The organism is Methylobacterium sp. CCH7-A2 (assembly GCF_001557075.1).
GTDB lineage: Bacteria > Pseudomonadota > Alphaproteobacteria > Rhizobiales > Beijerinckiaceae > Allobosea > Allobosea massiliensis.
Window position 1 is genome coordinate 1 of record NZ_LSKN01000177.1, and the last position, 19,573, is coordinate 19,573.

The 19,573-nt window shown below is 63.8% G+C and carries 17 protein-coding genes and 1 pseudogene; 6 read left to right on the forward strand and 12 right to left on the reverse strand.

Annotation, left to right across the window (positions count from 1 at the left end; translation table 11 throughout):
• Positions 1–82 precede the first annotated feature (82 nt).
• A complete protein-coding gene (gene ppk2, locus AX750_RS13250) occupies positions 83–982 on the forward strand; it encodes a polyphosphate kinase 2 (RefSeq protein ID WP_066733583.1) in 900 nt (299 codons plus the stop codon).
• Positions 983–1,232: 250 nt separating this feature from the next.
• Here ppk2 and AX750_RS13255 read toward each other — a convergent pair whose 3' ends face one another.
• The 6 genes from AX750_RS13255 to fabI form a co-directional block, all read right to left on the reverse strand.
• A complete protein-coding gene (locus tag AX750_RS13255; protein WP_082735380.1) occupies positions 1,233–2,117 on the reverse strand; it encodes an alpha/beta hydrolase in 885 nt (294 codons plus the stop codon).
• Positions 2,118–2,151: 34 nt separating this feature from the next.
• Positions 2,152–3,009: a 3-hydroxybutyryl-CoA dehydrogenase gene (locus tag AX750_RS13260; protein ID WP_066733587.1), complete on the reverse strand. Its 858-nt coding sequence runs from the start codon at positions 3,007–3,009 to the stop codon at positions 2,152–2,154.
• Between the two features lie 74 nt (positions 3,010–3,083).
• Positions 3,084–4,319: an acetate/propionate family kinase gene (locus AX750_RS13265; RefSeq protein WP_082735382.1), complete on the reverse strand. Its 1,236-nt coding sequence runs from the start codon at positions 4,317–4,319 to the stop codon at positions 3,084–3,086.
• Positions 4,319–5,698: a bifunctional enoyl-CoA hydratase/phosphate acetyltransferase gene (locus tag AX750_RS13270; RefSeq protein WP_066733602.1), complete on the reverse strand. Its 1,380-nt coding sequence runs from the start codon at positions 5,696–5,698 to the stop codon at positions 4,319–4,321. Before AX750_RS13270 ends, AX750_RS13265 begins: the two co-directional genes overlap by 1 nt.
• Before the next feature lies 1 nt (position 5,699).
• Positions 5,700–8,204 (reverse strand): DUF3141 domain-containing protein, encoded by a 2,505-nt coding sequence (locus tag AX750_RS13275; protein WP_082737639.1) that lies wholly within the window; start codon positions 8,202–8,204, stop codon positions 5,700–5,702.
• Positions 8,205–8,218: 14 nt separating this feature from the next.
• Positions 8,219–8,983, reverse strand: coding sequence for an enoyl-ACP reductase FabI (fabI, locus tag AX750_RS13280; protein ID WP_066733612.1), 765 nt, complete (start codon positions 8,981–8,983; stop codon positions 8,219–8,221).
• A 203-nt stretch (positions 8,984–9,186) separates the two neighbouring features.
• Here fabI and AX750_RS13285 point away from each other — a divergent pair, with 203 nt between their 5' ends.
• Both AX750_RS13285 and AX750_RS13290 read left to right on the forward strand, forming a co-directional pair.
• Positions 9,187–11,556: an Orn/Lys/Arg decarboxylase N-terminal domain-containing protein gene (locus tag AX750_RS13285; protein WP_066733613.1), complete on the forward strand. Its 2,370-nt coding sequence runs from the start codon at positions 9,187–9,189 to the stop codon at positions 11,554–11,556.
• Between the two features lie 14 nt (positions 11,557–11,570).
• Positions 11,571–12,128 carry a GNAT family N-acetyltransferase gene (locus tag AX750_RS13290; RefSeq protein ID WP_066733617.1) on the forward strand — a complete coding sequence of 186 codons (558 nt, stop codon included), beginning with the start codon at positions 11,571–11,573 and terminating at the stop codon, positions 12,126–12,128.
• Positions 12,129–12,158: 30 nt separating this feature from the next.
• Here the strand turns inward: AX750_RS13290 and AX750_RS13295 are convergent, their stop codons facing one another.
• Positions 12,159–12,455 carry a hypothetical protein gene (locus AX750_RS13295; protein WP_066733620.1) on the reverse strand — a complete coding sequence of 99 codons (297 nt, stop codon included), beginning with the start codon at positions 12,453–12,455 and terminating at the stop codon, positions 12,159–12,161.
• 378 nt (positions 12,456–12,833) lie between these two features.
• Between AX750_RS13295 and AX750_RS13300 the strand changes: the two genes are divergently transcribed.
• Positions 12,834–13,049, forward strand: a complete 216-nt coding sequence (locus AX750_RS13300) for a glutathione S-transferase domain-containing protein (RefSeq protein ID WP_156449944.1) — start codon at positions 12,834–12,836, stop codon at positions 13,047–13,049.
• A 116-nt stretch (positions 13,050–13,165) separates the two neighbouring features.
• Here AX750_RS13300 and AX750_RS13305 read toward each other — a convergent pair whose 3' ends face one another.
• Positions 13,166–13,702 carry an ATP-binding protein gene (locus AX750_RS13305; RefSeq protein ID WP_280939905.1) on the reverse strand — a complete coding sequence of 179 codons (537 nt, stop codon included), beginning with the start codon at positions 13,700–13,702 and terminating at the stop codon, positions 13,166–13,168.
• Between the two features lie 176 nt (positions 13,703–13,878).
• Between AX750_RS13305 and AX750_RS26035 the strand changes: the two genes are divergently transcribed.
• A complete protein-coding gene (locus AX750_RS26035; RefSeq protein WP_156451748.1) occupies positions 13,879–14,025 on the forward strand; it encodes a hypothetical protein in 147 nt (48 codons plus the stop codon).
• A gap of 72 nt (positions 14,026–14,097) precedes the next feature.
• On the opposite strand, the gene AX750_RS13310 is transcribed toward AX750_RS26035, so the two are convergent.
• The 3 genes from AX750_RS13310 to AX750_RS26040 form a co-directional block, all read right to left on the reverse strand.
• Complete coding sequence (locus AX750_RS13310; protein WP_066733630.1) at positions 14,098–14,664, reverse strand: hypothetical protein; 567 nt, start codon at positions 14,662–14,664, stop codon at positions 14,098–14,100.
• Between the two features lie 147 nt (positions 14,665–14,811).
• Positions 14,812–15,642 carry a hypothetical protein gene (locus AX750_RS13315; protein WP_066733640.1) on the reverse strand — a complete coding sequence of 277 codons (831 nt, stop codon included), beginning with the start codon at positions 15,640–15,642 and terminating at the stop codon, positions 14,812–14,814.
• A 150-nt stretch (positions 15,643–15,792) separates the two neighbouring features.
• Positions 15,793–16,122: a hypothetical protein gene (locus AX750_RS26040; RefSeq protein ID WP_156449910.1), complete on the reverse strand. Its 330-nt coding sequence runs from the start codon at positions 16,120–16,122 to the stop codon at positions 15,793–15,795.
• A gap of 579 nt (positions 16,123–16,701) precedes the next feature.
• On the opposite strand from AX750_RS26040, the gene mobF reads away from it, so the two are divergent.
• On the forward strand, positions 16,702–19,311 hold the full coding sequence (gene mobF, locus AX750_RS13320; protein ID WP_082735117.1) for a MobF family relaxase: 2,610 nt from the start codon (positions 16,702–16,704) through the stop codon (positions 19,309–19,311).
• Here mobF and AX750_RS26895 read toward each other — a convergent pair.
• Positions 19,308–19,485, reverse strand: a pseudogene (locus AX750_RS26895) (IS481 family transposase); the annotation flags it as partial. The gene mobF and the pseudogene AX750_RS26895 sit on opposite strands and share 4 nt — an antisense overlap.
• Positions 19,486–19,573 lie beyond the last annotated feature (88 nt).

Genomic DNA, 19,573 nt, shown 5'->3' on the forward strand with positions numbered 1-19,573 from the left:
CCATGGTTCTTATCCGCCGCATCGCGCGAGCGTCATGAGTTCCGGGACGGACTCTTACAGATCCACAACAGGGGCCGCTTTCATGAGCACTGATCTCGACCGCATCAAAGCGGAGATCGCAGACAGCTTCGATGAAGAATTCGAGATGCAGCTTGAGGAAGACCGCATCGACGAGTTGGTCGCCGGGGGCGTCGGGCCGGCAGGATCGACGCTGGACCGGAAGGTCTATTTCCGCGAACTGTTCCGGTTGCAGCACGAGTTGGTGCGACTGCAGGACTGGATTCAGTACAAGAAGCTCAAGGTCGTCGTGCTGTTCGAGGGGCGCGACTCCGCCGGCAAGGGCGGGGCGATCAAGCGCGTGACGCAGCGGCTCAATCCGCGGGTCTGCCGCGTCGTGGCGCTGCCGGCCCCGACCGAGCGCGAGAAGCACCAATGGTATTTCCAGCGCTACGTCCCGCATCTGCCGACCGCTGGTGAAATGGTGCTGTTCGATCGCAGTTGGTACAACCGCGCCGGCGTCGAGCGGGTGATGGGCTTTTGCTCAGCCCAGGAACTCGAGGAGTTCTTCCGCTCCGTCCCGGAATTCGAGCACATGCTCGTCCGTTCCGGCGTCATCCTGATCAAATACTGGTTCTCGATTACCGATGAGGAGCAGGAATTCCGCTTCCAGATGCGCATCGCCGATCCGCTGAAGCAGTGGAAGCTCTCGCCGATGGACATGGAAAGCCGGGTCCACTGGGAGGATTACACCCGCGCCAAGGAGGAAATGTTCGACCGGACCCATACCGAATACGCCCCCTGGTGGGTGGTCGAGGCGGTCGACAAGAAGAAGGCGCGGCTCAACTGCATCGCCCATCTGCTGGGTCAGATCCCGTATGAAGACGTGCCGAAGCAGGATATCTCTCTGCCGGAACGCGTGCGGCATCCTGACTATCAGCGCCATCCCGTCCCGCCGGAACTTTTCGTCCCGGACCGCTATTGAGGCGAAGGCGCGCCTTCCGCGCCGAAGGTTCTCCGCACTTCCGCATCAGATGGGCGAGGGGTCGATCTCGCACCAGCGCCTGTCGTCCGTGCAGATAACGAGCTAAACGATAGGCTGGTGCGTCCTCTGGCCGGCGTCGACGGGGGGCCGCCTGTTTAGCGACGGTCCACCCGACTTTCGACTCCTGCAGCGGATGCGGGAGCAATACCGCTTCTTGGCCGGACCGCGCCTGGACAGCAGCTTGGATGCGTCAAGCATCAGGATCAGATCGCGGCTCGGTCTCCCTCGGCTTACCATCGCCATCCGGGAAGCACAGCCTGAGCCAGGACTCGATCGCCGCGAGAGCGGCCGGTTCGTCGAGGAAGGGGATATGGCCGCGATCGGCCAACTCGACCCGGATCATGTCGGGGCGACGCGCCTGCATCGCGTCGGCCGTCGCGGTGCTCAGCACATCGGAGTTGGCCCCATGGATCAGCGCCATGGGGAGGGCCTTGCAGGCATCGAAGAGAGGCCAGGCATCGCCGAGCGGCTTGGCCATGGCGGCATCAAAGGATTGTCGCAGCGCCGGATCGTAAGGCAAGTCGATGCCTTGGGGCGTCTCGACATAATGGCGCAGCGTTTCCTCGACCCAGCGCAGTTCCGGCACCTCGCCGAAGCCCGGCATGACAAGCGGCATGCGGTCGGCGATCTCCTCGAGGCTGTCGACGGCTGGTTTCTCGCCGATATAGCGCCCGATCCGCGCCAACCCCTCGCGCTCCAGCACGGGGCCGACATCGTTCAGGCACAGCCCCGCTACCCGGTCGGGCGCGGTCGCGGCCATCACCATGCCCAGAAGTCCGCCCCGGGACGAACCGATGATCGCGGCGCGCGGGATGCCGAGATGGTCCAGCAGTGTCAGCGCGTCCTGCGCTTCCTGCGCCACGCTGTAGGTCTCCGAGCCGGTCCAGTCGGAACCGCCCCGCCCGCGGGAATCGAGGCGGATCAGGCGGATACCGCTCAGCCGACGCGCCAGATAGTCGAAGTCACGGCCGTCGCGTGTCAGACCGGCCAGCGCCAGCACCGGGGGGCCGGAGCCCTCGTCACGGTAGACGAGCCAGGCGCCGTCCTTGGCCTGAAAGCGTCGCGTCGCCGTCATCGCCCGGATCGTCCCGCCATCGAGCCGCCTCCCGTCACGCCTTGTATTCGGCGAAGCCTCGCCCGGTCTTGCGCCCCAGATAGCCGGCATGGACCATCTGCTTCAGCAGTGGGCTCGCTCGGTATTTTGGATCATCGAAGCCCTCGTATAGGGTTTCCATGATGTTGAGCACGACGTCGAGCCCGATCAGATCGCCCAGCGCCAGCGGCCCCATCGGATGATTGGCGCCGAGCTTCATCATGCTGTCGATGTCCTCCGGCGTGGCGAGCCCTTCATGGAGGCAGTTGATCGCCTCGTTGATCAGCGGCGCCAGCAGTCGGTTCACCACGAAGCCGTAACTGTCCTTGCTGACCCGCGGCGTCTTCCCGATGGCGCGCGTGGCCTCGGTCACCGCATCGGCTACGGCATCCTCGGTCTGCAGAGCCCGGATGATCTCGACCAGTTGCATCACCGGAACGGGATTGAAAAAATGCATGCCGATCACCCGGCCCGGACGCTCTGACGCGGCGGCCAGCTGCGTCAGTGAGATCGACGAGGTGTTGGAGGCGAAGATCGCATCAGGCCGGCAGATGCCGTCGAGCCGTTTCAGCACGGTGGCCTTGACGTCGAACCGCTCGACGATCGCCTCGATGACGAGATCGCGGTCGGCCATCTCGTCCAGCGCGGTCGTCCCGGTCACCAGCCGGAGCGCGGCCTGGGCCACTTCCTCGGTCAACAGCCCCTTCTTGACCTGCCGGCCGAGACTGCCCGCCATCGTCTCGCGGGCGCGCTCGAGGGCCGGCTCGGAGAGGTCCTGCAGCAACACGGGGAAGCCGGCGACGGCGAAGGTCTGGGCGATGCCGTTGCCCATCGTGCCGGCGCCGATCACGCCGATGGTCTTGATCGCGGTCATGGACATCTCCGGTACCGGCGGTTTGCGAAGGTTGGCGTCGGGAGGGCGATGGTCGACGGAAGGGCCGCCTCCGGTCAGGTGGCAGCCGTTTCCGGGAGGCCGACGGCGGCACGCGCGGCCCGTGCGATCACCAGATCCTCGCGGGTCGGCACGATCATCACGGTCGTGCGGGCGAATTCCGAGGAGATCACCGTCGCGCTCTCGGCGTTACGGCCATGGTCGATCTCGATCCCCATCCAGCCCAGCCGCTCGCAGACGCGGCGCCGGATGACACGGGAATTCTCGCCGATGCCGCCGCAGAAGACGAGTGCATCGATACCGCCCATGACGGCCGCCATCGCGCCGAGCTCTCGCTGAATGCGGAAGACGAAATAGTCGATCGTGCGGTGGGATTCAGGCGTGTCGGCCTCCTCCAGCGTGCGCATGTCGTTGGAAAGCCCGCCCGAGAGGCCGAGCAACCCGGATTCATTGTAGAGGATCTGGCGGATCTGGGCCGTGTTCAGCTTTTCCTGGTCGAGCATGTAGAGCATCACGCCGGGATCGAGCTGGCCGCAGCGGGTGCCCATCGGCAGCCCGTCCAGCGCCGAGAACCCCATGGATGAGGCCACCGAGCGTCCCCGGTAGATCGCGCACATCGAAGCGCCGTTGCCGAGATGCGCGACGACGACGCGGCCGGCCATCAGATGCGGCGCGATCCGCGCCATCTCACCGGTGATGTATTCGTAGCTCAGCCCGTGGAAGCCGTAACGACGCACGCCCTGCTCGTAATAGCGATGCGGCAGCGCGAACATGTCGTTGACCAAGGGCTGGCCACGATGGAAGGCCGTGTCGAAACAGGCGATCTGCGCCACGCCGGGAAAGGCTTCCATGGCGGCACGGATCCCGGACATGTTGTGTGGCTGATGCAGCGGCGCGAAGGAGGACAGCGTCGAAAGCGTCTGCAGGACATTTTCGTCCACCACGACCGGAGCCGTATAGTGGATCCCGCCATGGACCACGCGATGGCCGACCGCGGCGATCCTCAGATCGGGAAAGGCGCGCTTGAGCGTCGCGATGACGATGGCGAGCGCGGTGTCGTGGCTCGTCAGCGCCCCCTGCGCGGGTTCGATCGGCTGACCTGCCGCATCCTTGATCTTCAGCGTGCCCTCGGGGCCGATCCGGTCAGCCTGCCCGGTCGCGAGCGCCGTTTCGCCCTGCGCCGGAAAGACCGCGAACTTCAGCGAGGAGGAGCCTGCATTCAGCGCCAGGAAGCCGACATCGTGCCAGGCCGCGCCAGCCGTGGCTTCAGCCGTGATGGTGTCGGCTGTCATCACGCCTCTCCCTTGTGGGCGTGGTGAAGAGCCGCGACCGCGCAGGACGCCAGCCGCGACATGGCGCTGTCGGAGCGTGAATTCAGGATCACCGGAACGCGCGCGCCCAGCACCAGACCGGCCCCTTCGGCGTGGCTGACGAAAGAGAGCTGTTTGGCGAGCATATTGCCGGCATCGATGCCAGGCACAACGAGGATGTTCGCCCGGCCGGCGACCAAGCCCTTGAGCCCCTTGCTGCGTGCGGCGCCATGGTCGACCGCATTGTCCATGGCGAGCGGGCCGTCGACCTGCCCGCCGGTGATCTGGCCGCGCTCGGCCATCTTCGAGAGCAACGCCGCATCGATCGAGGACTGGATCGCGGGATTGACCGTCTCGACCGCCGAGAGAACGCCGACGCGCGGCTCCATGCCGAGAGAGAGGGCGAGATCGATGGCGTTCTGGACGATGTCAACCTTGGTCGCGAGATCGGGCGCGATGTTGATCGCGGCATCGGTCACCATCACGGGCTCAGGTCGGCCGGGCACATCCATGACGAAGACATGGGTGAAGCGCCGCCCGACCCGCAGGCCCGTCGCCTTGTCCAGCATCGGCCTGAGCAGATCGTCGGTGTGGAGATGACCTTTCATCACTGCCCCGGCGCGTCCCTCATGCACCAGTTGGCAGGCCATCGACGCCGCTGCGACGTCGCCGATGACGTCGATGATCTCGAAGCCCGACAGATCGCCCTCCAGAGCGAGCGCCGCGGCGCGGATCTTCTCTGCGCGCCCGATCAGGATCGGCGTGATGATGGTTTCCTTGGCGGCGAGCAGCGCGCCGCCCAGCGAATTCTCGTCATGTGGGCAGACCACGGCGACCGGCAGGGCCGGAAGCGGGCGTGCCCGTTCCAGCAGCGTCTCGAAATGCCGGTGGCGCTGCACGACGAGGCCCGGCACCTCGACGTCTTCGCGATCGAACTTCTCCTGCGGCGCGATGACGACCGCCTCGCCGCTGACGATCAGGGCCTGGTCGGAGGCCCGCACGACCTGCGTCTCCATCCGAACGATGCCGTCGGGCAGCTTCTCGACGACTTTGACCCGGCAAACAACCTCGTCGCCGGCATGGGCGCGCGCGTGGAAATCGAGGACCTGACGGCGATACAGCGTGCCCGCGCCGGGGAGCAGCATCCCCAGCACGGCCGAGATCTGCGATGCGACGAACATGCCGGGCGCGATGTTCTCGGCTTTTCCGTCGCCATCGACATCGGTCTGCGGCAGGTGCATCGGGTTGTAGTTGCCTGAGGCCGCCGCGAAGACATAGAGGTCGTCGGGCGTGATGATGCGGCGCAGCTCCGCCGTCTCGCCGGGCTGCAGCTCGGCGAAGGTTCGGTTGGTCAGATGCATCTCAATCGTCCTGTCTGGCGGCGGTCTTGCCGTTGCGGTGCCGCCGGGCGACAGCGGCGGCCTTGGCGGTTGCCGCATTGGCGGACACGGCGTCGAGCAGCCCCGCCGTGTCCTGGACGTCCAGCAGCGGATCGTTGGTCACGTCCGCGTCGTCGGCGGGAAGATCGAGTACCGTAGCGAAGCGCTGCAGCAATGTCCGTGTCTCGGGCGCCATCTCGGCGGCCAGGCCCGGAATGTAGCGCACCGTCCTCAGGGCAAGAGCGCGCTGTTCGGGCGTCGACAGCAGGCTCGGCAGGGTTTCGATCGCGCGATCGGGCTCATAGGTCGCAATCAGCGTCTGCTCATGGATAATCAGCGCACGCCTCTCGGCTCCAAGCGACTTGAACGGCTCGTCCTGCGTCAGGACCTGGCTTGACCGCTCGAGACGGTCACGGCGCACGGTGCCGCGGTTGTCGGCCAGCAGAATGAGCATGCGGATCACGGCCTCGGGGAAGCCGCCACGCTCGATGTTGTAGAGCGCGGACGCGACCTCGGGCAGGCTGCGCAACTCGTCCGTGCTCTTCAGGGTGCGGCGCGCCTCATGAGTCTGGCCAAAGACCCGCGACCAAGGCGTCGACCACATGCCGAAGAAGGCGAGTTCATGCATCATGTCGCGGCTGTCGCGGTAGATGTCGATCATCTGCTCCGTCGCCTGAACCCACAGCGCTTCCGCCGCGAGGAACGGATTGTCCGGCGTCGCCTTGGCACGGCTCTCACGCACCCGCTCGGCTGCGCTCTCCAGAACCGCCATGGCCGGGTTTCGCGACGACGCGAGTGCCCGGATCATCCGCTGCGGATGCAGCGCCCGGCTGGCCTCGGCCGCGGTGTCCGTCACCAGCGCCTTGACGAGCGGGCGCATGAGGGTGTCGTACATCTGGGCCTGGACCTCGGAGGCCCGCGCCACGGCGGCGAAGGGCCGCTCGTCGGTGTAGCCGTCGTCGAGGGCGCGAATGTCATCGAGCGTCCGTTCGACGAAGCCGACGGTGAAGCGCTGCCGGCCCGCTTCCTCCTTTACGTCTTCGATGCGCATCTCGTAGAGGCCCGGTGCCAACGCCTCGATCGTTTCCAGCGTCGTGCCGACCTCGGCATGCTCGCGCTTGGCGATCTGGGAGGAGACGAAGATGCCGAGATGGCCGACCTGGTCATGCACCATGTAGATGATGCGCTGGCCGCGGATGCGAATCTCCGAGACATCGGCATAGGTCTCGGCGATCCAGTTCAGCGCCTGCTGCGGCGGCGTGATGTTGTCGCCATGGCTGGCGAAGACGATGATCGGCGCGCGGATCGCTTTGAGATCGACCGGCCGGCCGGGCTCGAGCCGGGCCTCGTTCTTCGACAGGCGGTTGCCGACAAAGAGCTGTTCGACAATCCAGCGGATTTCCGGCTCGGTCAGCAGGAAGAAACCGCCCCACCATTTCTCGAATTCCAGAAAGGTCGTGTCGCCCTTGTCGATGTCGCGGAACAGGTCGGTGTATTTGCGAAAAAGGGTTCGCGACGGGTTGAGCATCTCGAAGTTCTGGACCAGATGCGCGCCGTCGAAGATGCCGCCACCGAGGTCTGAGAGGAACATCGGGATCCAGGTCCCGCCGAGCACGCCGGCATTGTAGCGCATCGGGTTCTCGCCGATGCGGCCGGCCCAGGGTGCGACCGGCGCGCCGTTGATGACGATCGGCCCGGTCAGGTCGGTGTTGGTGGCCGCCAGCAGCAGCGTCGCCCACCCGCCCTGGCAATTGCCGGTCACGACCGGCTTGGGCGCTTTCGGATGCCGGCGCATCACCTCGCGCACGAAGGCCGCCTCGCTGCGTGTAACATAAGAGAGGTACTGGCCCGGCTCCGGCCGGCTGCGGAAGGCGGCGAAATAGACCGGGTGGCCTTCGCGCAGCGCGACGCCGACCTGGCTGTCGGTCTTGAATCCGCCGATGCCGGGCCCGTGGCCGGCGCGCGGGTCGATGATGATGTAGGGCCGCAGCGTGTCGTCGATGACGACGCCGTCCGGCGGCAGGATGCGCAGCAGCATGTAGTTGGAAGGGTAGGGCTGGTCGCGCCCGTCCATCACGGTTTCGTAGTCGTAGATCAGGACCGGCGGGCAGTCGGCCGCTTCGTGCGCCAGAAAGATGTCGCCACGCTTGCGCAGCGTGTCAGCGGCCAGGATCGCGCGCTCGGCGGCGTCGCGCTGGTACTCGAGCCAGGCCTGCGGCAACGCGGTCTTGCCTTGGGCGTGATGCAGGCCCGACAGGACCGCACCGGTCTCTTCCAAGAGCTTGCGGCTGCGCTCGGCATGGGTGTCCAGCATGCGCTTGCCCTGGCGCGCCGCGGCGGCCGACAAGATGTCGCCCGTGCTGGCGCAAGCCTCGGATTCACGCTTCGCGCTGGCCAGGCCTCGCTGAAACATGGCCATAGCATCGCCCTGCGGGCGCGGCAGACCCGACGAGACGTCGGGGTCGAACAGGTCGAAGACGCTGGCCATGGCTAGGGTATCCTTCAGGCGATGATCGAGAAGCCACCATCGATGGCGTGAATGCCACCGGTGAGATTGCGGGCCTCCGGAGAGGCCAGGAAGGCAGCCACTGCGCCGACATCCTCGATCGTGGCGAGATGGCGCGTCGGAGCGCGGCTGGCGGCCGCGTCGAGCAATTCGTCGAAGTGATCGATGCCGGAGGCGGCGCGGGTCGCCAGCGGACCTGGCGAGAGCGCATGAACGCGGATTCCCTGCTCGCCGAGTTCGGCGGCGGCATAGCGAACGGCGCTTTCCAGAGCCGCCTTGACCGGACCCATCATGTTGTAATGGCGCACGACCTGCGAGGAACCGAAGAACGATACCGACAGGCAGGTGCCGCCAGCGGGCATCAGAGGCTCGGCGAGCCGCAGCATCTGCAGAAAGGAATGGACCGAGATCGTCATCGCCTGCGCGAAACCCTCGGACGAGCAATCGATCACGCGGCCCTGCAGCTCCACCTTCGGCGCAAAGGCGATCGAGTGCAGCAACGTGTCGAGCCGGCCCCAGCGCTGGCCGATCTCGTCGAACAGCGCCGCCATCGCGCCGGGCTGCGTAACGTCGAGCGGTGCCATGATCTGCGCGTCGAGCGACTCGGCGAGCGGGCGAACAAAGGGCTCGGCCTTCGCATTGAGCCATGTGACGGCGAGATCGGCCCCCTGTTGACGGAAAGCCTTGGCGCATCCCCAGGCGATGGAATGCTCATTGGCGATGCCGACGACGAGGACTTTCTGACCTTGCAGCGAAAACATCGTGGCCCCCCCCACCGCAATGCAGCATGGCGGGAACAGGCGTCGAACCAGTGACGGTTTTCGGACAGTTCATCAACCGACATGCCCGTTGCGGGCGACACCTCGACCAGTCAGGCTCTTGGTCGGGGCTCCTTCAGTGAGAGGTTTCGTCGTTCCGTCATGAACGGAGGGGATACCTCCCTGATCGCAATATCGGGGTCGAAATGGATTACTTCAGGCGCTTCACCTTCCTCTTCGCGACGCCGAACTTCGATGCGGAGGACCTCGAGGGCATCCGCTTTCACCAGATCGTCGAGGAGATCGAGCGCTCCGGTTTCGAGGTCGTCAAGGCGCGCAAGCTCGAGGACGCCGAGATCGCGGTCCAGACTGATGCGGCGATTGGCTGCATGGTCGTCGACTGGGGCAAGAAGGGCCTTGAGGGAAAGACGGCGGCGCTGATCAACCTGATGCGCCGGCGCGGCCTCGAATTTCCGATCATTCTGCTGATCCGGCGCAAGCGCTTCGAGGATGTGCCGGTCGAGGTTCTCGACTTCATCGACGGCTACATCTTCCTCTCCGAGGAAACCCCGCCCTTCATCGCCAAAAGCCTGATCAGCCGGCTCAAGCAATATGCCGAGACCCTGAAGACGCCGTTTTTCGGCGCGCTCGTCGACTATGCCGAGGAAGGCAACCATCTCTGGACCTGCCCCGGTCACAATGGCGGCGTGTTCTACAGCCGTAGCCCAATCGGCCGCGTCTTCATGGAGCATCTCGGCGAGGCGGTGTTCCGCGACGACCTCGACAATTCCGTGCTCGACCTCGGCGACCTGCTGACCCATGAGGGGCCGGCGCTGAAGGCTCAGAAGGAAGCAGCCCAGATCTTTGGCGCGGAGAAGACCTATTTCGTTCTCAACGGCACCTCGACCTCGAACAAGGTCGCTCTCGCCGCGTTGGTCACCGACGACGACCTCGTCCTGTTCGACCGCAACAACCACAAGGCCGCCCATCACGGCGCGCTGCTGATCTCCGGCGGCATTCCGATCTATGTACCGACCGCGCGCAATGCCTGGGGGCTGATCGGTCCGATGCGCTGGGAGGCCTTCGACGAGCAGGCGTTGCGCGAGCGCATCCGGACCAACCCGCTGGTCAAGGACAAGGAGGCCTGGCAGAAGCCGCGCCCCTTCCGCGTCGCGGTGGTCGAGCAATGCACCTATGACGGCACCATCCACAGCGCCCAGATGATCCTCGATAAGATCGGGCATCTCTGCGACTACATCCTCTTCGACGAGGCCTGGGCCGGATTCATGAAGTTCCACCCGCTCTATGCCGGGCGCTTCGCCATGGGGCTGACGGGGCTCGGGCCCGATTCGCCGGGCATCATCGCCACGCAATCGACGCACAAGCAGCTCGCGAGCTTCAGCCAGGCCTCGCAGATCCACATCAAGGACCGGCACATCAAGGGCCAGAAGCGGCGCGTCGAGCACCGCCGCTTCAATGAGAGCTTCATGCAGTACGCTTCGACCTCGCCCTTCTACCCGCTCTTCGCCTCGCTCGATGTCGGCGCGCAGATGATGAAGGGCCGCTCGGGCGAAGTGCTCTGGGACGACACGATCCGACTCGGCATCGAGCTGCGCAAGAAGATCCGGGCGGTCCGGCGCGAGTTCGAGGAGAAGGAGGCGCGGGTCGAGCGCCGCTGGTTCTTCGAGCCGTTTGTGCCGGAGCGTGTGTCGATCCTCGATGCCGCGCGCCCGGGCGGCGTGCACGACATCGCCTGGGAGATGGTCGCCACCGACCAACTCGCCGCCGACCCGGCTTACTGGCAGCTTGCGCCGGGCGCGGGTTGGCACGGCTTTGCGGCGATGGAAGCGGGCTTCGCCATGACCGACCCCAACAAGCTGACGCTCCTCACGCCCGGTTTCGACCGCGTGACCGGCGCTTATGCGGAGCATGGCATCCCAGCGCCGGTCGTCGCCCAGTTCCTGCGCGAGAACCGGATCGTGGCCGAGAAGAACGACCTCAACTCGCTGCTCTTCCTGCTGACGCCAGGGGTCGAGGCCAGCAAGGCTGGCACGCTGATCAGCGGGCTCGTCGCCTTCAAGAAACTGCATGACGATAACGCCCTCCTCGAAGACGCGATCCCGGAGTTCTATCGGCGCAGGCCGGCTCGCTATGAGGGCGTGCGCCTGCGCGACCTCTGTGGCGAGATGCACCGCTTCTTCCGCGATCATCAGGTCAGCGAGCTTCAGAACCGGCAATTCTCCCCGGAGCATCTGCCGGAGATGGCGATGTCGCCGCATGACGCCGCCCGCTGCCTCGTCCGCAACGATGTCGACTATCTGCCGATCGATGCGATCGCCGGGCGGATCGCCACCACGCCCTTCGTCGTCTACCCTCCCGGCATCGCCACCATCGTGCCGGGCGAGCGCCTGTGTCAGCGGGCCAAGCCGATGATCGACTATCTCAGGATGTTCGAGGCCTGCTTCAATGCCTTCCCGGGTTTCGACGTCGAGATTCAGGGCGTCTATCGCGAGCATGACGCTGACGGTCGGGTCCGCCTACACACCTATGTGGTCAGCGAGCCGGTCGAGCACTGAGGTCGGACGACGCCATGGATGTTGACCTGCCGATCTTCGTGCGTCCCTCGCGCGACGACGATGTCGAGCCCATGCTGGCGATCTATCGTCGGCATATCCGCCGCGGCATCGAAGCCGGGGTCGAGGAGACCGGCACGCCGCAGCCGGACGATCTCAAGGACCGCCGCAAGAACCTGCGCAACCGCCGCCTGCCGCACCTCGTGGCGACGCGCGGCGGCGAGGTCGTGGGCTATGCCTATGTCGTTCCCTTTCGCAAGCGTCCCGCCTACCGTTTCACCGTGAAACATTCGATCTATGTGCATCACGAGCATCTCGGACGTGGCATCGGGAGGTTGCTGATGCAGGCGCTGATCGACGCCTGCGCGGCGGCCGGTTTCCGTCAGATGATCGGCTATATCGATGGGGAGAACACCGCCTCGTTGGCTCTTCACGAGCGCTTCGGCTTTGTCAGGGTCGGGCTGCTGCCGGGTGTCGCCTATCGCTATGGCAAATGGTCCGACAGCGTCATGGTGCAGCGCTCGCTCGGCGCCGGTGCGACAGCACCGGTTGCTACCGAAGCCTCTCAGCGGTGACAGACTCTGACGTCCCAGCCCTGGGGCAACCTACCGGCGCCCCGGAAACCCGGAGTGGTTCCCGCGTTCGAGTAGACGTTCGGTGCCGCCGCCGTTCTTCCAACCGCCCATAAGGGCGAGCGTGGCCACATAGATCACAGTGTCCTGGGCGTTGCGGACGCTGACGGTAAATGTCCGATGGTCACCCTCCGTGATCTTGTCGTGCGCCATGTCCGGCAGCGTTCCGAGGCCTGCCCAACGTGCGGCGACGTCGTCCAAAAGCTCACGGCCCACTATGTCAATGACCGTTTCTGAGCCGTCGTCAGTGTCGAAGAAATAGCGGGGCATGAAAGCCCTCCGAACGCGGGAATGCCGCGTTCGGTTATGACACCACTTTCCGTCACATAACTCAACCGAGATTGCCGCTGCGTCATCTGAAATCAAGGCTCATGAGCGACGTAGCGTTGCTCAGCGTCATGCAAGCTTCATGTTCGATCGTCAATTAATCATTGGGTCCCGACAACATTCCCCTGTTCGGACTCCCGAGACCACTTCTGGGCCGTCATCGCAACGATGGCGGCCCTTTTTGGTCAGTTGTGCCCGCGTCGGTCCATGGCCATTTTGTGAAGCTTCTTCGACGCGATCTCGTCGTTCTGCGATTGATCGATCGTCACCGACAGTGCTGCGAGTCCAAAGATGCCTCTCCACCCGACCGATCTACTCCTCATGGCTCGCCACCACGTTGAGGTGGAGGTTGGCTCCTCAATCCTCGCCGACATCGGGACAGTCGTGACCACGAAGGACGAAGCGGCCTTCGACGCCAAGGTCGTGGCGCTGAAAGGTAAACTGGCGCGTGTCGAGACGGCGCTGGGGGACGGCCGCTACTTTATCGGTCCCCCCTTCTCGCTCGTCGATGGCGCCTTTGACCCTGCTTTCCGGTAGTTTGACGTGCTCGACCCCATCCGCGATCTCGGCGTTTTCGCCGCCCTGCACAAGGTTCAGGCTTTCCGACAGGCGCTCGCCGCGCGCCCGTCAGTCGCCGGCGCAGTCGTCGACTACTATCCAGACCGACTTCGCGCTTCCTCACGAAGCATGATGGCGTCATCGCGCAGGGGCTTGGCTGAGATGCGCGGATTGCCGAGTTCATTGACGATCAGAAGCTTCGGCTTGTTGTTGTGGGTGATCTTCTCCTCGAGCTGCTCTTCGCCATGGGCCTTGGCCAGTTGCGCAACCGGCATCGTCGCCAGCATGAACAGGACCGAGTAGCCGGCGACGATGCCTTCATGCCTGGGCGCGACCGCCAGATGGGCCTTGCCTACGCCCGGCGGGCCCGTGAGGAAGACCGCCTCGCCATTGGCGATGAAGCGGCCTGTTGCGATCTCGCGCATCTGTGCTTTGTCGAAGGAGGACTGAGCCCAAGAGTCGAAGCCGCTGAGGTCGCGCACGAAGAGGAAGCGGGCCAGGCCGAAGGACCTATCGATCCGGCGCTGGTCGCGACGGGGGGCCTCGCGCTCGCAAAACAGCGTCAGCGCCTCCCGCATCGTCAGCCCGCGGGGGCGGGCCTTGTCGATCAGGCTGTCGAGCTGATCGCGCAGCGCCTCAGCTTCAACCGGCTGAGCAAGGCGGTCAGATGATCTTGGTCATCTACCAGAAGCCCCCCGACAACCGCCTCATACTCCGCCAGCGGACGCAGCAGCGAAGTCGGCACGGGCGGCGATCTCGGCGGCGCCGGGTGGATCGGCCGCTCGCGCGTTCCCACGAGCCCGGCTAGATGAATATCGTCGAGGATCCGGCCATCGCGCCCCTTCAACTCGGCATGGACGGCCACCTCGCGCCCGCCATGGGGGATGCGCATGACCTCGTGGCCGGCGGTGACCCGGACGCGCTCGCTGATCACCCGCCAGACCGGTATTCTTGAAGCTTGTGGCCTGCTTTTTGGCGCCGAGATCGGGACCGATTGTCTCTGAGGACAATCGGTCCCGGATGCGTGTCAGCTCGCTTTGCCGCCAATGTCGGTCGTCGTCGGCACAAGCCGGACGCCGGGCAGATCCAGAGCCATGATTGCCTGCTGAACCTCTGTCCGGCTCTGGCAGGGCGTGTAGGAACCCGCATGGTTTCGGATACCAATCCGGATGAAAGCGGACGGCTTGATAGGGGCGAACGACACGTACCAGGTTGAGGCCTTGACGATGCCGCCTCCGGTCCGGATCAGCCCCTCGCGCGTCGCGCGATCGACATGGGTTGCGGACCATTGGAGCCAGTTGACGAGGCCGTGCGTGTGCTCCGGCAAGTCGATCTCGATTCGCACGCGACGCTTATCGGGAAAGCGCATTCCCTTCGGCAGGCGGACGCCGTCCATCTGCTCGAAGATGCGACGCTCAAGGCTCGTGACCAAGCGTCCATCCGACAGGCCGTGATCTCGCGGATCGGCATCGGTCGTCAAGTTGACGCCGTTTTGCACCAGGTTCGGAGCGTCGATCACCACCTCGCCTTGATTGAGGCCGTGCGTCATGATCGGTTCGATGTATTCGGAAGCGGTGAAGTGGTAGAGTTTCATTTTTGAAGTCCTTGCGTTTTTCGGGGGTGAATGTCCCTTCGTCCCGCAGCGGACCTGTCTCAGAGAAAAAGCCCCGCACTCTGTGAGGCGGGGCTTCATCACTTTTCGGGGGCGGTGATCTGTCGGCTGACAGTGAACCGAGTGTTGTTAGCCTCGTGACCTCGCTTCTTCGCCTGCAGGTTCGAAACTGCCGCGATACTGGCTTGCAACGTCCATGAAGCCTTCGCTTTCAAGCCAGTTGAGGACCACGAAGGGCGCTGTCGGCTTGCGGATCATCTGGGCGGCCAGCAGCGTCTTGCTCTGGCCGTTGATGACGAGACGGTAGCCGTTGAAGGGGTGGCTCCTTGGGTTCCCGATCGCATGCCGTGGCGAAAGAGCCCGCAGTGCGAACAGTCGCAACACATTGCGGAGCACGCCGTTGGAATGCGGGACTCGGACGGTGCCGTCTGGGGTCGACACCAGCCAACAGCTATCGATATCGATGAGTTGGTCCTTGCCGACGACCGACAGCCACATCCCGAGGACGAGCGCATGGTCGTGCTGGAGCGCGGTGATGCAGCCTGGGTCTGTCATCGCGATGCTCGTGACAATGTCATGGGCGAGTGGCATCCCCAGCAAGGCGCGTTGAGCCTTGGGATGCTTTGCGGCCTCCCAGCTGGCCCTGTTGGTCACACGCCAAGCGTTCGGCATCGAGGCCTTCAGGACTTCGCTTTCGGCGACGATGAGATCGGAACTGGCATCCGAGCGAGTTAGCCCCTGGGCTCGGTAAATCGCCTCCAGAGCGTCTGAGTATCGCGAGTGCGCAGTCGCCACGGCCTCCAGGGCGGTCTTCGCCTTGGCGCTCCAGTGAAACAGCGCGTCATTGTTCGCATTGTAGAGGCGCACAGCCCACTGACGCATGCGATCTGCGCCCTTCGGGCTTGAAACCGGGAGCGTTGAGCTGCTCGCGGCGATGGTCTGATGGAAGGGGTTCGTCATTGCCTGTCTCTCTTTCTCGGGGGTGCTTTCTGCTTTCCCTCGGAAGCGGCTTTCTCTCTCGGCGGCCGAAGGCGGCTTTTGTCTTGCGAAGGAACGAGCCGTGGTCTCTTCAAGGCGCTGGGCGTTTCCCAAAGCGGCGTGCTTCAGGGCTCAGCGACGATGCGGGCCGACGTGGCTTCGCCGCGCTGTATCGGCCTGTTCGGCTTGGCAGGGCAGCAGGATGCCGTGTTGATCGGGTTGGCGACGAGCGAGCTCCCACGAGCGGGCGGTTGCGATCTCGCAGACATTGCGAGCCACGGGGCTCACGCCGGTTGCGGGTACATCGCTGCCCTGCAGGCGCCCGCCTTCTTGCCATTGGTCGAGATAGTCTACTGGCGCATGAGCGAGCATGGCGCTGAGTGCGTCGGTGATCGCGGGTCCGTTGGGCTGGCTAATGTGGCCGAAGCAGGTGCGAGGTGTGCGGCGGGGAGCGTTCGTCATCTTGAGTTTCCTTTTCTCCGGGGGTTCCTGAGAATTCGGTCCCAAAAGGACGTCCCTTCGCGTTTGCTATTGCTTGCTGCGACGATCGTCAGATGGTCGCTGGGTCCCGCCGCGGGCGTTGAGCCCGCCTGCCGACGGCTTTGCCGGAGGCTCCCCGCGCCGAGAGGCGCGGGCGAAAATTTTTCTATATGCGGCCCGCAGGCGGCCACCCTCTTGGTTGTTTTGATAGTTCTATGCACCAAGCGCTGGCCGGGTGCGGCACGGCCCGCGGCATGAGCCCGGACTGCCGCTGGTTGAGTTGATTTTTGATCCGCTCGGGTAGGGCGCCATCTGCTCTGACCGGCAGACCTTCGTGGCTCAGCGGCTGCGGCTGGGGCACTCCTGATGTTGTTTTGATAGTTCTATGCACCAAGCCGCAAAGCGCGGTGCGAAAGCCGTTTCAACACGCCATCAACCAAGATTTGCCGGAGTTCCCAGAGGTGGTCGATAGACGATGGTTGTCTCAAATTGTCAGGATCATTTTTGACCGTCTGAATTCGTTTGGGGGGTTAGCTTGCCGCAGCATTCAGGGGACGATGCATGGCGGTTTCGGACAATGCGGCCTTCAGGGCGCACTATTACTATCAGGAAAAAGATCTTGCGGCGCGGTCCGATCTGGCTCACGGTGTCTGGTATTCACCAGATCCGCGCATGGGTGTTCCTGACGGCGCCCCGGTTACCAAGGACGATCTTCGGTTGGTGATGGAGCGTAAGCTGCCTTGGACCAATGAATCTGGACCACCTGCGCGCTCAAAAAAGAAAACCACACCGGCGGACACCGAAGACGCTCCAGGGGAGAGCCCATCGGCGAGAGATATCAGTTTTTCGGTACCGAAATCGGTTTCTCTGATCTGGGCCTTGGGCACTGGCGAACTCAGACTTAACATTGAGGAGGCGCAGCATCGTGCGGTGAAGCGGGCTATGGACCTGTTCTTCCAGCATGTGGCCCTTGAGCGGATCGGCAATTCCAAGGATCAGAGAACGCGTCCGGCGATCTCGTTTTGCGCCCTCTTCCTGCATGGCACATCACGGAACACAAAACGAGACGACGGGAAGGTCCATCCTGATCCGAATTTGCATACTCACGCGATCGTTCCCGATATCATTCGGTCCCATGATGGCCGACTGAAGATTCTCTTCGATCGAGGTCTGAAACATTGGAAATATGCCTTGGCCGCTTGGCATTTCGCGGCCCTTGCATTCGAACTACGCAACCTCGGGTTTCAGGTCGAGCCGGTCGGCCATGATGGCCGTTTTCAGCTGGCAGGTGTTTCATCCGAAGCGGTCCAAAGGTTCAGCAAGCGAACCACGGGCGCCAAGGATTTCGGCGCACGGGTCAAGGCACGACACCGTGCAAGACTTACAATGGGGCTGGCGCTGTCGATGACACGTGCGCCGAAACAGACATTTGATGTTTCGGAGCTGTTCGAGGCGTGGAGCGACGAGGCCATCACGTTTAACATTGACGTCAACAACGTCATCGATGGCGCGACGCGCCGACACAACAAGCCCGCAAGCGAGCCGTCTGAGCGAAAGCGGATGCGCACGGTTGAGCGGGCTCTTGCGAGGGCCACCGAACACGAGGCTGTCTTCGGCCGGGAGCGGCTCGCGCAGGTCTTGGCCTCGCAACTTGTTATCGATCGTGTCCATGTTCCCCCGTCCACAGAGGTGCTTGATCAAACGGCGAGCGCCTCGTCGCTTTTGCGGCGCCTTGCTGACGCAGCGAGTTATCGCCTGCCGCGATGGACCACGGCGGCCATGCTGGCGCGCGAAGCGGAAGCTGCAGCCATCGCCTCAGAGCTAGCGCAAACGCCCTTTCACTCGGCCCCGACGATCAGGCAGGCGGTCCTCGACGCAGTCGAACGGCTCGTTCCTGAACAGGAGGTCGCCGCTGACCTCGCTTGCTCGGAGGCCCGGCTCGTGCTGATCCACGGCGCGCCGGGAACCGGCAAGACGACGATGCTGAAGCCTGTCGTGGCGGCCTATCAGGAGGCGAAATGCAAGGTCATCGCGACTGCGGAGGCCTGGCGTGTCTGCCTCGAAATGGGCACAGATTGTTCGATACCATTCGCATCATTGGCCACCGTTCTTGGCCATAAGGGCCGCCATCTGGGCATCGACAGCCGAACCGTGCTGTTGGTCGACGAGGTCGGCCTCCTCGGCACAGAACGCATGGTGCAGTTGCTGCGCTTTGCCCAGGAGCGGGGCGCCAAGCTGGTCATGATCGGCGACCCTCAGCAGCTGCGTCCGATCGCGGCCGGCTCGGGCTTTCGTCTCGTGCACCCCTTCGCAGCGACCGCGACCCTGAAGCACGTGCATCGACAGCAGGACGGATGGTATCGCGATGTCGTCTCTCGACTCGTGGAGGGTAACACCGCCGCAGGGCTTCACATCATGGATCGATGGAACCGGCTTCAGCACGTGAAGTCTGAAACCGAATTGTCGCACCAAGCGGTCGACTGGCTCACGCCGCATTTTACTGCGCGCGGTGGCCAGGGAAAATCCGTTGTCATTGTCAAAACCAATCACCAAGTCGATGAGATCAGCCGGGCTTTTCGCCATCAACTGGCGGCGTTGGGGGTCTTGAGAGGAAAGGCGCATCGCATTTTCGCGATGGCACCCAATGGGATGCGTCGGTCGCTTGAGCTGCAAGTCGGTGATCACGTTCGTTTTCTACGCAGATCGCGGGTGCATCCCGAAATCGTCAACGGATCTGTTGCACGCATCGACGCGATGACTGAACACGATGATGGTGACCTTTCGCTGAAGCTCTCTCTGCGGATCAAGGCGCAGGGCAAGAGGTCGACAAAGGCTGTCTCGGCGCGTCTCTCGGAGTGGCATGATGAGAATGGCGATGCCCATCTGGGGTATGCCTATGTCAGCACGCTGTTCGGCCTCCAGGGCGCGACGATCGACAAGGGCCTTCTTATTCTCGACGGCGACAGGCTCGACGAACGCGACCTTTATGTCGGCCTGACGAGGGCGCGCCACGAGACGCTGCTTTTGCTGCGATCGAAGCGCAAGAAGGCATGGTATTCGGATGAAGGGCCGGTAGCGCTGCCTCAAAAGAAAACAGCCCGACAATATGTGAGAGATCTGTACCGATCGCCCGATAAGGTTCTAGCGCGCGAATGTTTGATTCAATATTAGCTGTGTGGTCCCAGAATGAGATGGCGCGGGTCGATCTTGAATATTGATGGGTGTTTGGTCCAGGCTTCGTAGATGACCTCGTTGGGTGTCCTACATCGTAGCGCCTTCAGGTGCTTGGCGAAGCTGTGGGTGCCGACGAAGCCATAGTCAATGGGCTTTCAGGCTATGCAGGTCTGTCCGCCTTCAACGCTCTTGAGCTAGTTTAAGGGTTTTCGGGAAGGGAGGATTTCTGGATCATCGCAGCCCTTATGGAGCGCAGATG

Bases quoted from the DNA above. Each gene is read 5' to 3' on its own strand.
- AX750_RS13315 (WP_066733640.1), bottom strand. From the start codon at position 15,642: ATGACGAACCCCTTCCATCAGACCATCGCCGCGAGCAGCTCAACGCTC.
- AX750_RS13255 (WP_082735380.1), bottom strand. From the start codon at position 2,117: ATGACGGCGACGCGACGCTTTCAGGCCAAGGACGGCGCCTGGCTCGTC.
- AX750_RS13260 (WP_066733587.1), bottom strand. From the start codon at position 3,009: ATGACCGCGATCAAGACCATCGGCGTGATCGGCGCCGGCACGATGGGC.
- fabI (WP_066733612.1), bottom strand. From the start codon at position 8,983: ATGTTTTCGCTGCAAGGTCAGAAAGTCCTCGTCGTCGGCATCGCCAAT.
- ppk2 (WP_066733583.1), top strand. From the start codon at position 83: ATGAGCACTGATCTCGACCGCATCAAAGCGGAGATCGCAGACAGCTTC.
- AX750_RS13295 (WP_066733620.1), bottom strand. From the start codon at position 12,455: ATGCCCCGCTATTTCTTCGACACTGACGACGGCTCAGAAACGGTCATT.
- AX750_RS13300 (WP_156449944.1), top strand. From the start codon at position 12,834: ATGGCTCGCCACCACGTTGAGGTGGAGGTTGGCTCCTCAATCCTCGCC.
- AX750_RS13265 (WP_082735382.1), bottom strand. From the start codon at position 4,319: ATGACAGCCGACACCATCACGGCTGAAGCCACGGCTGGCGCGGCCTGG.
- AX750_RS26035 (WP_156451748.1), top strand. From the start codon at position 13,879: ATGAATATCGTCGAGGATCCGGCCATCGCGCCCCTTCAACTCGGCATG.
- AX750_RS13270 (WP_066733602.1), bottom strand. From the start codon at position 5,698: ATGCATCTGACCAACCGAACCTTCGCCGAGCTGCAGCCCGGCGAGACG.
- AX750_RS13310 (WP_066733630.1), bottom strand. From the start codon at position 14,664: ATGAAACTCTACCACTTCACCGCTTCCGAATACATCGAACCGATCATG.
- AX750_RS13275 (WP_082737639.1), bottom strand. From the start codon at position 8,204: ATGGCCAGCGTCTTCGACCTGTTCGACCCCGACGTCTCGTCGGGTCTG.
- mobF (WP_082735117.1), top strand. From the start codon at position 16,702: ATGGCGGTTTCGGACAATGCGGCCTTCAGGGCGCACTATTACTATCAG.
- AX750_RS26040 (WP_156449910.1), bottom strand. From the start codon at position 16,122: ATGACGAACGCTCCCCGCCGCACACCTCGCACCTGCTTCGGCCACATT.
- AX750_RS13285 (WP_066733613.1), top strand. From the start codon at position 9,187: ATGGATTACTTCAGGCGCTTCACCTTCCTCTTCGCGACGCCGAACTTC.
- AX750_RS13290 (WP_066733617.1), top strand. From the start codon at position 11,571: ATGGATGTTGACCTGCCGATCTTCGTGCGTCCCTCGCGCGACGACGAT.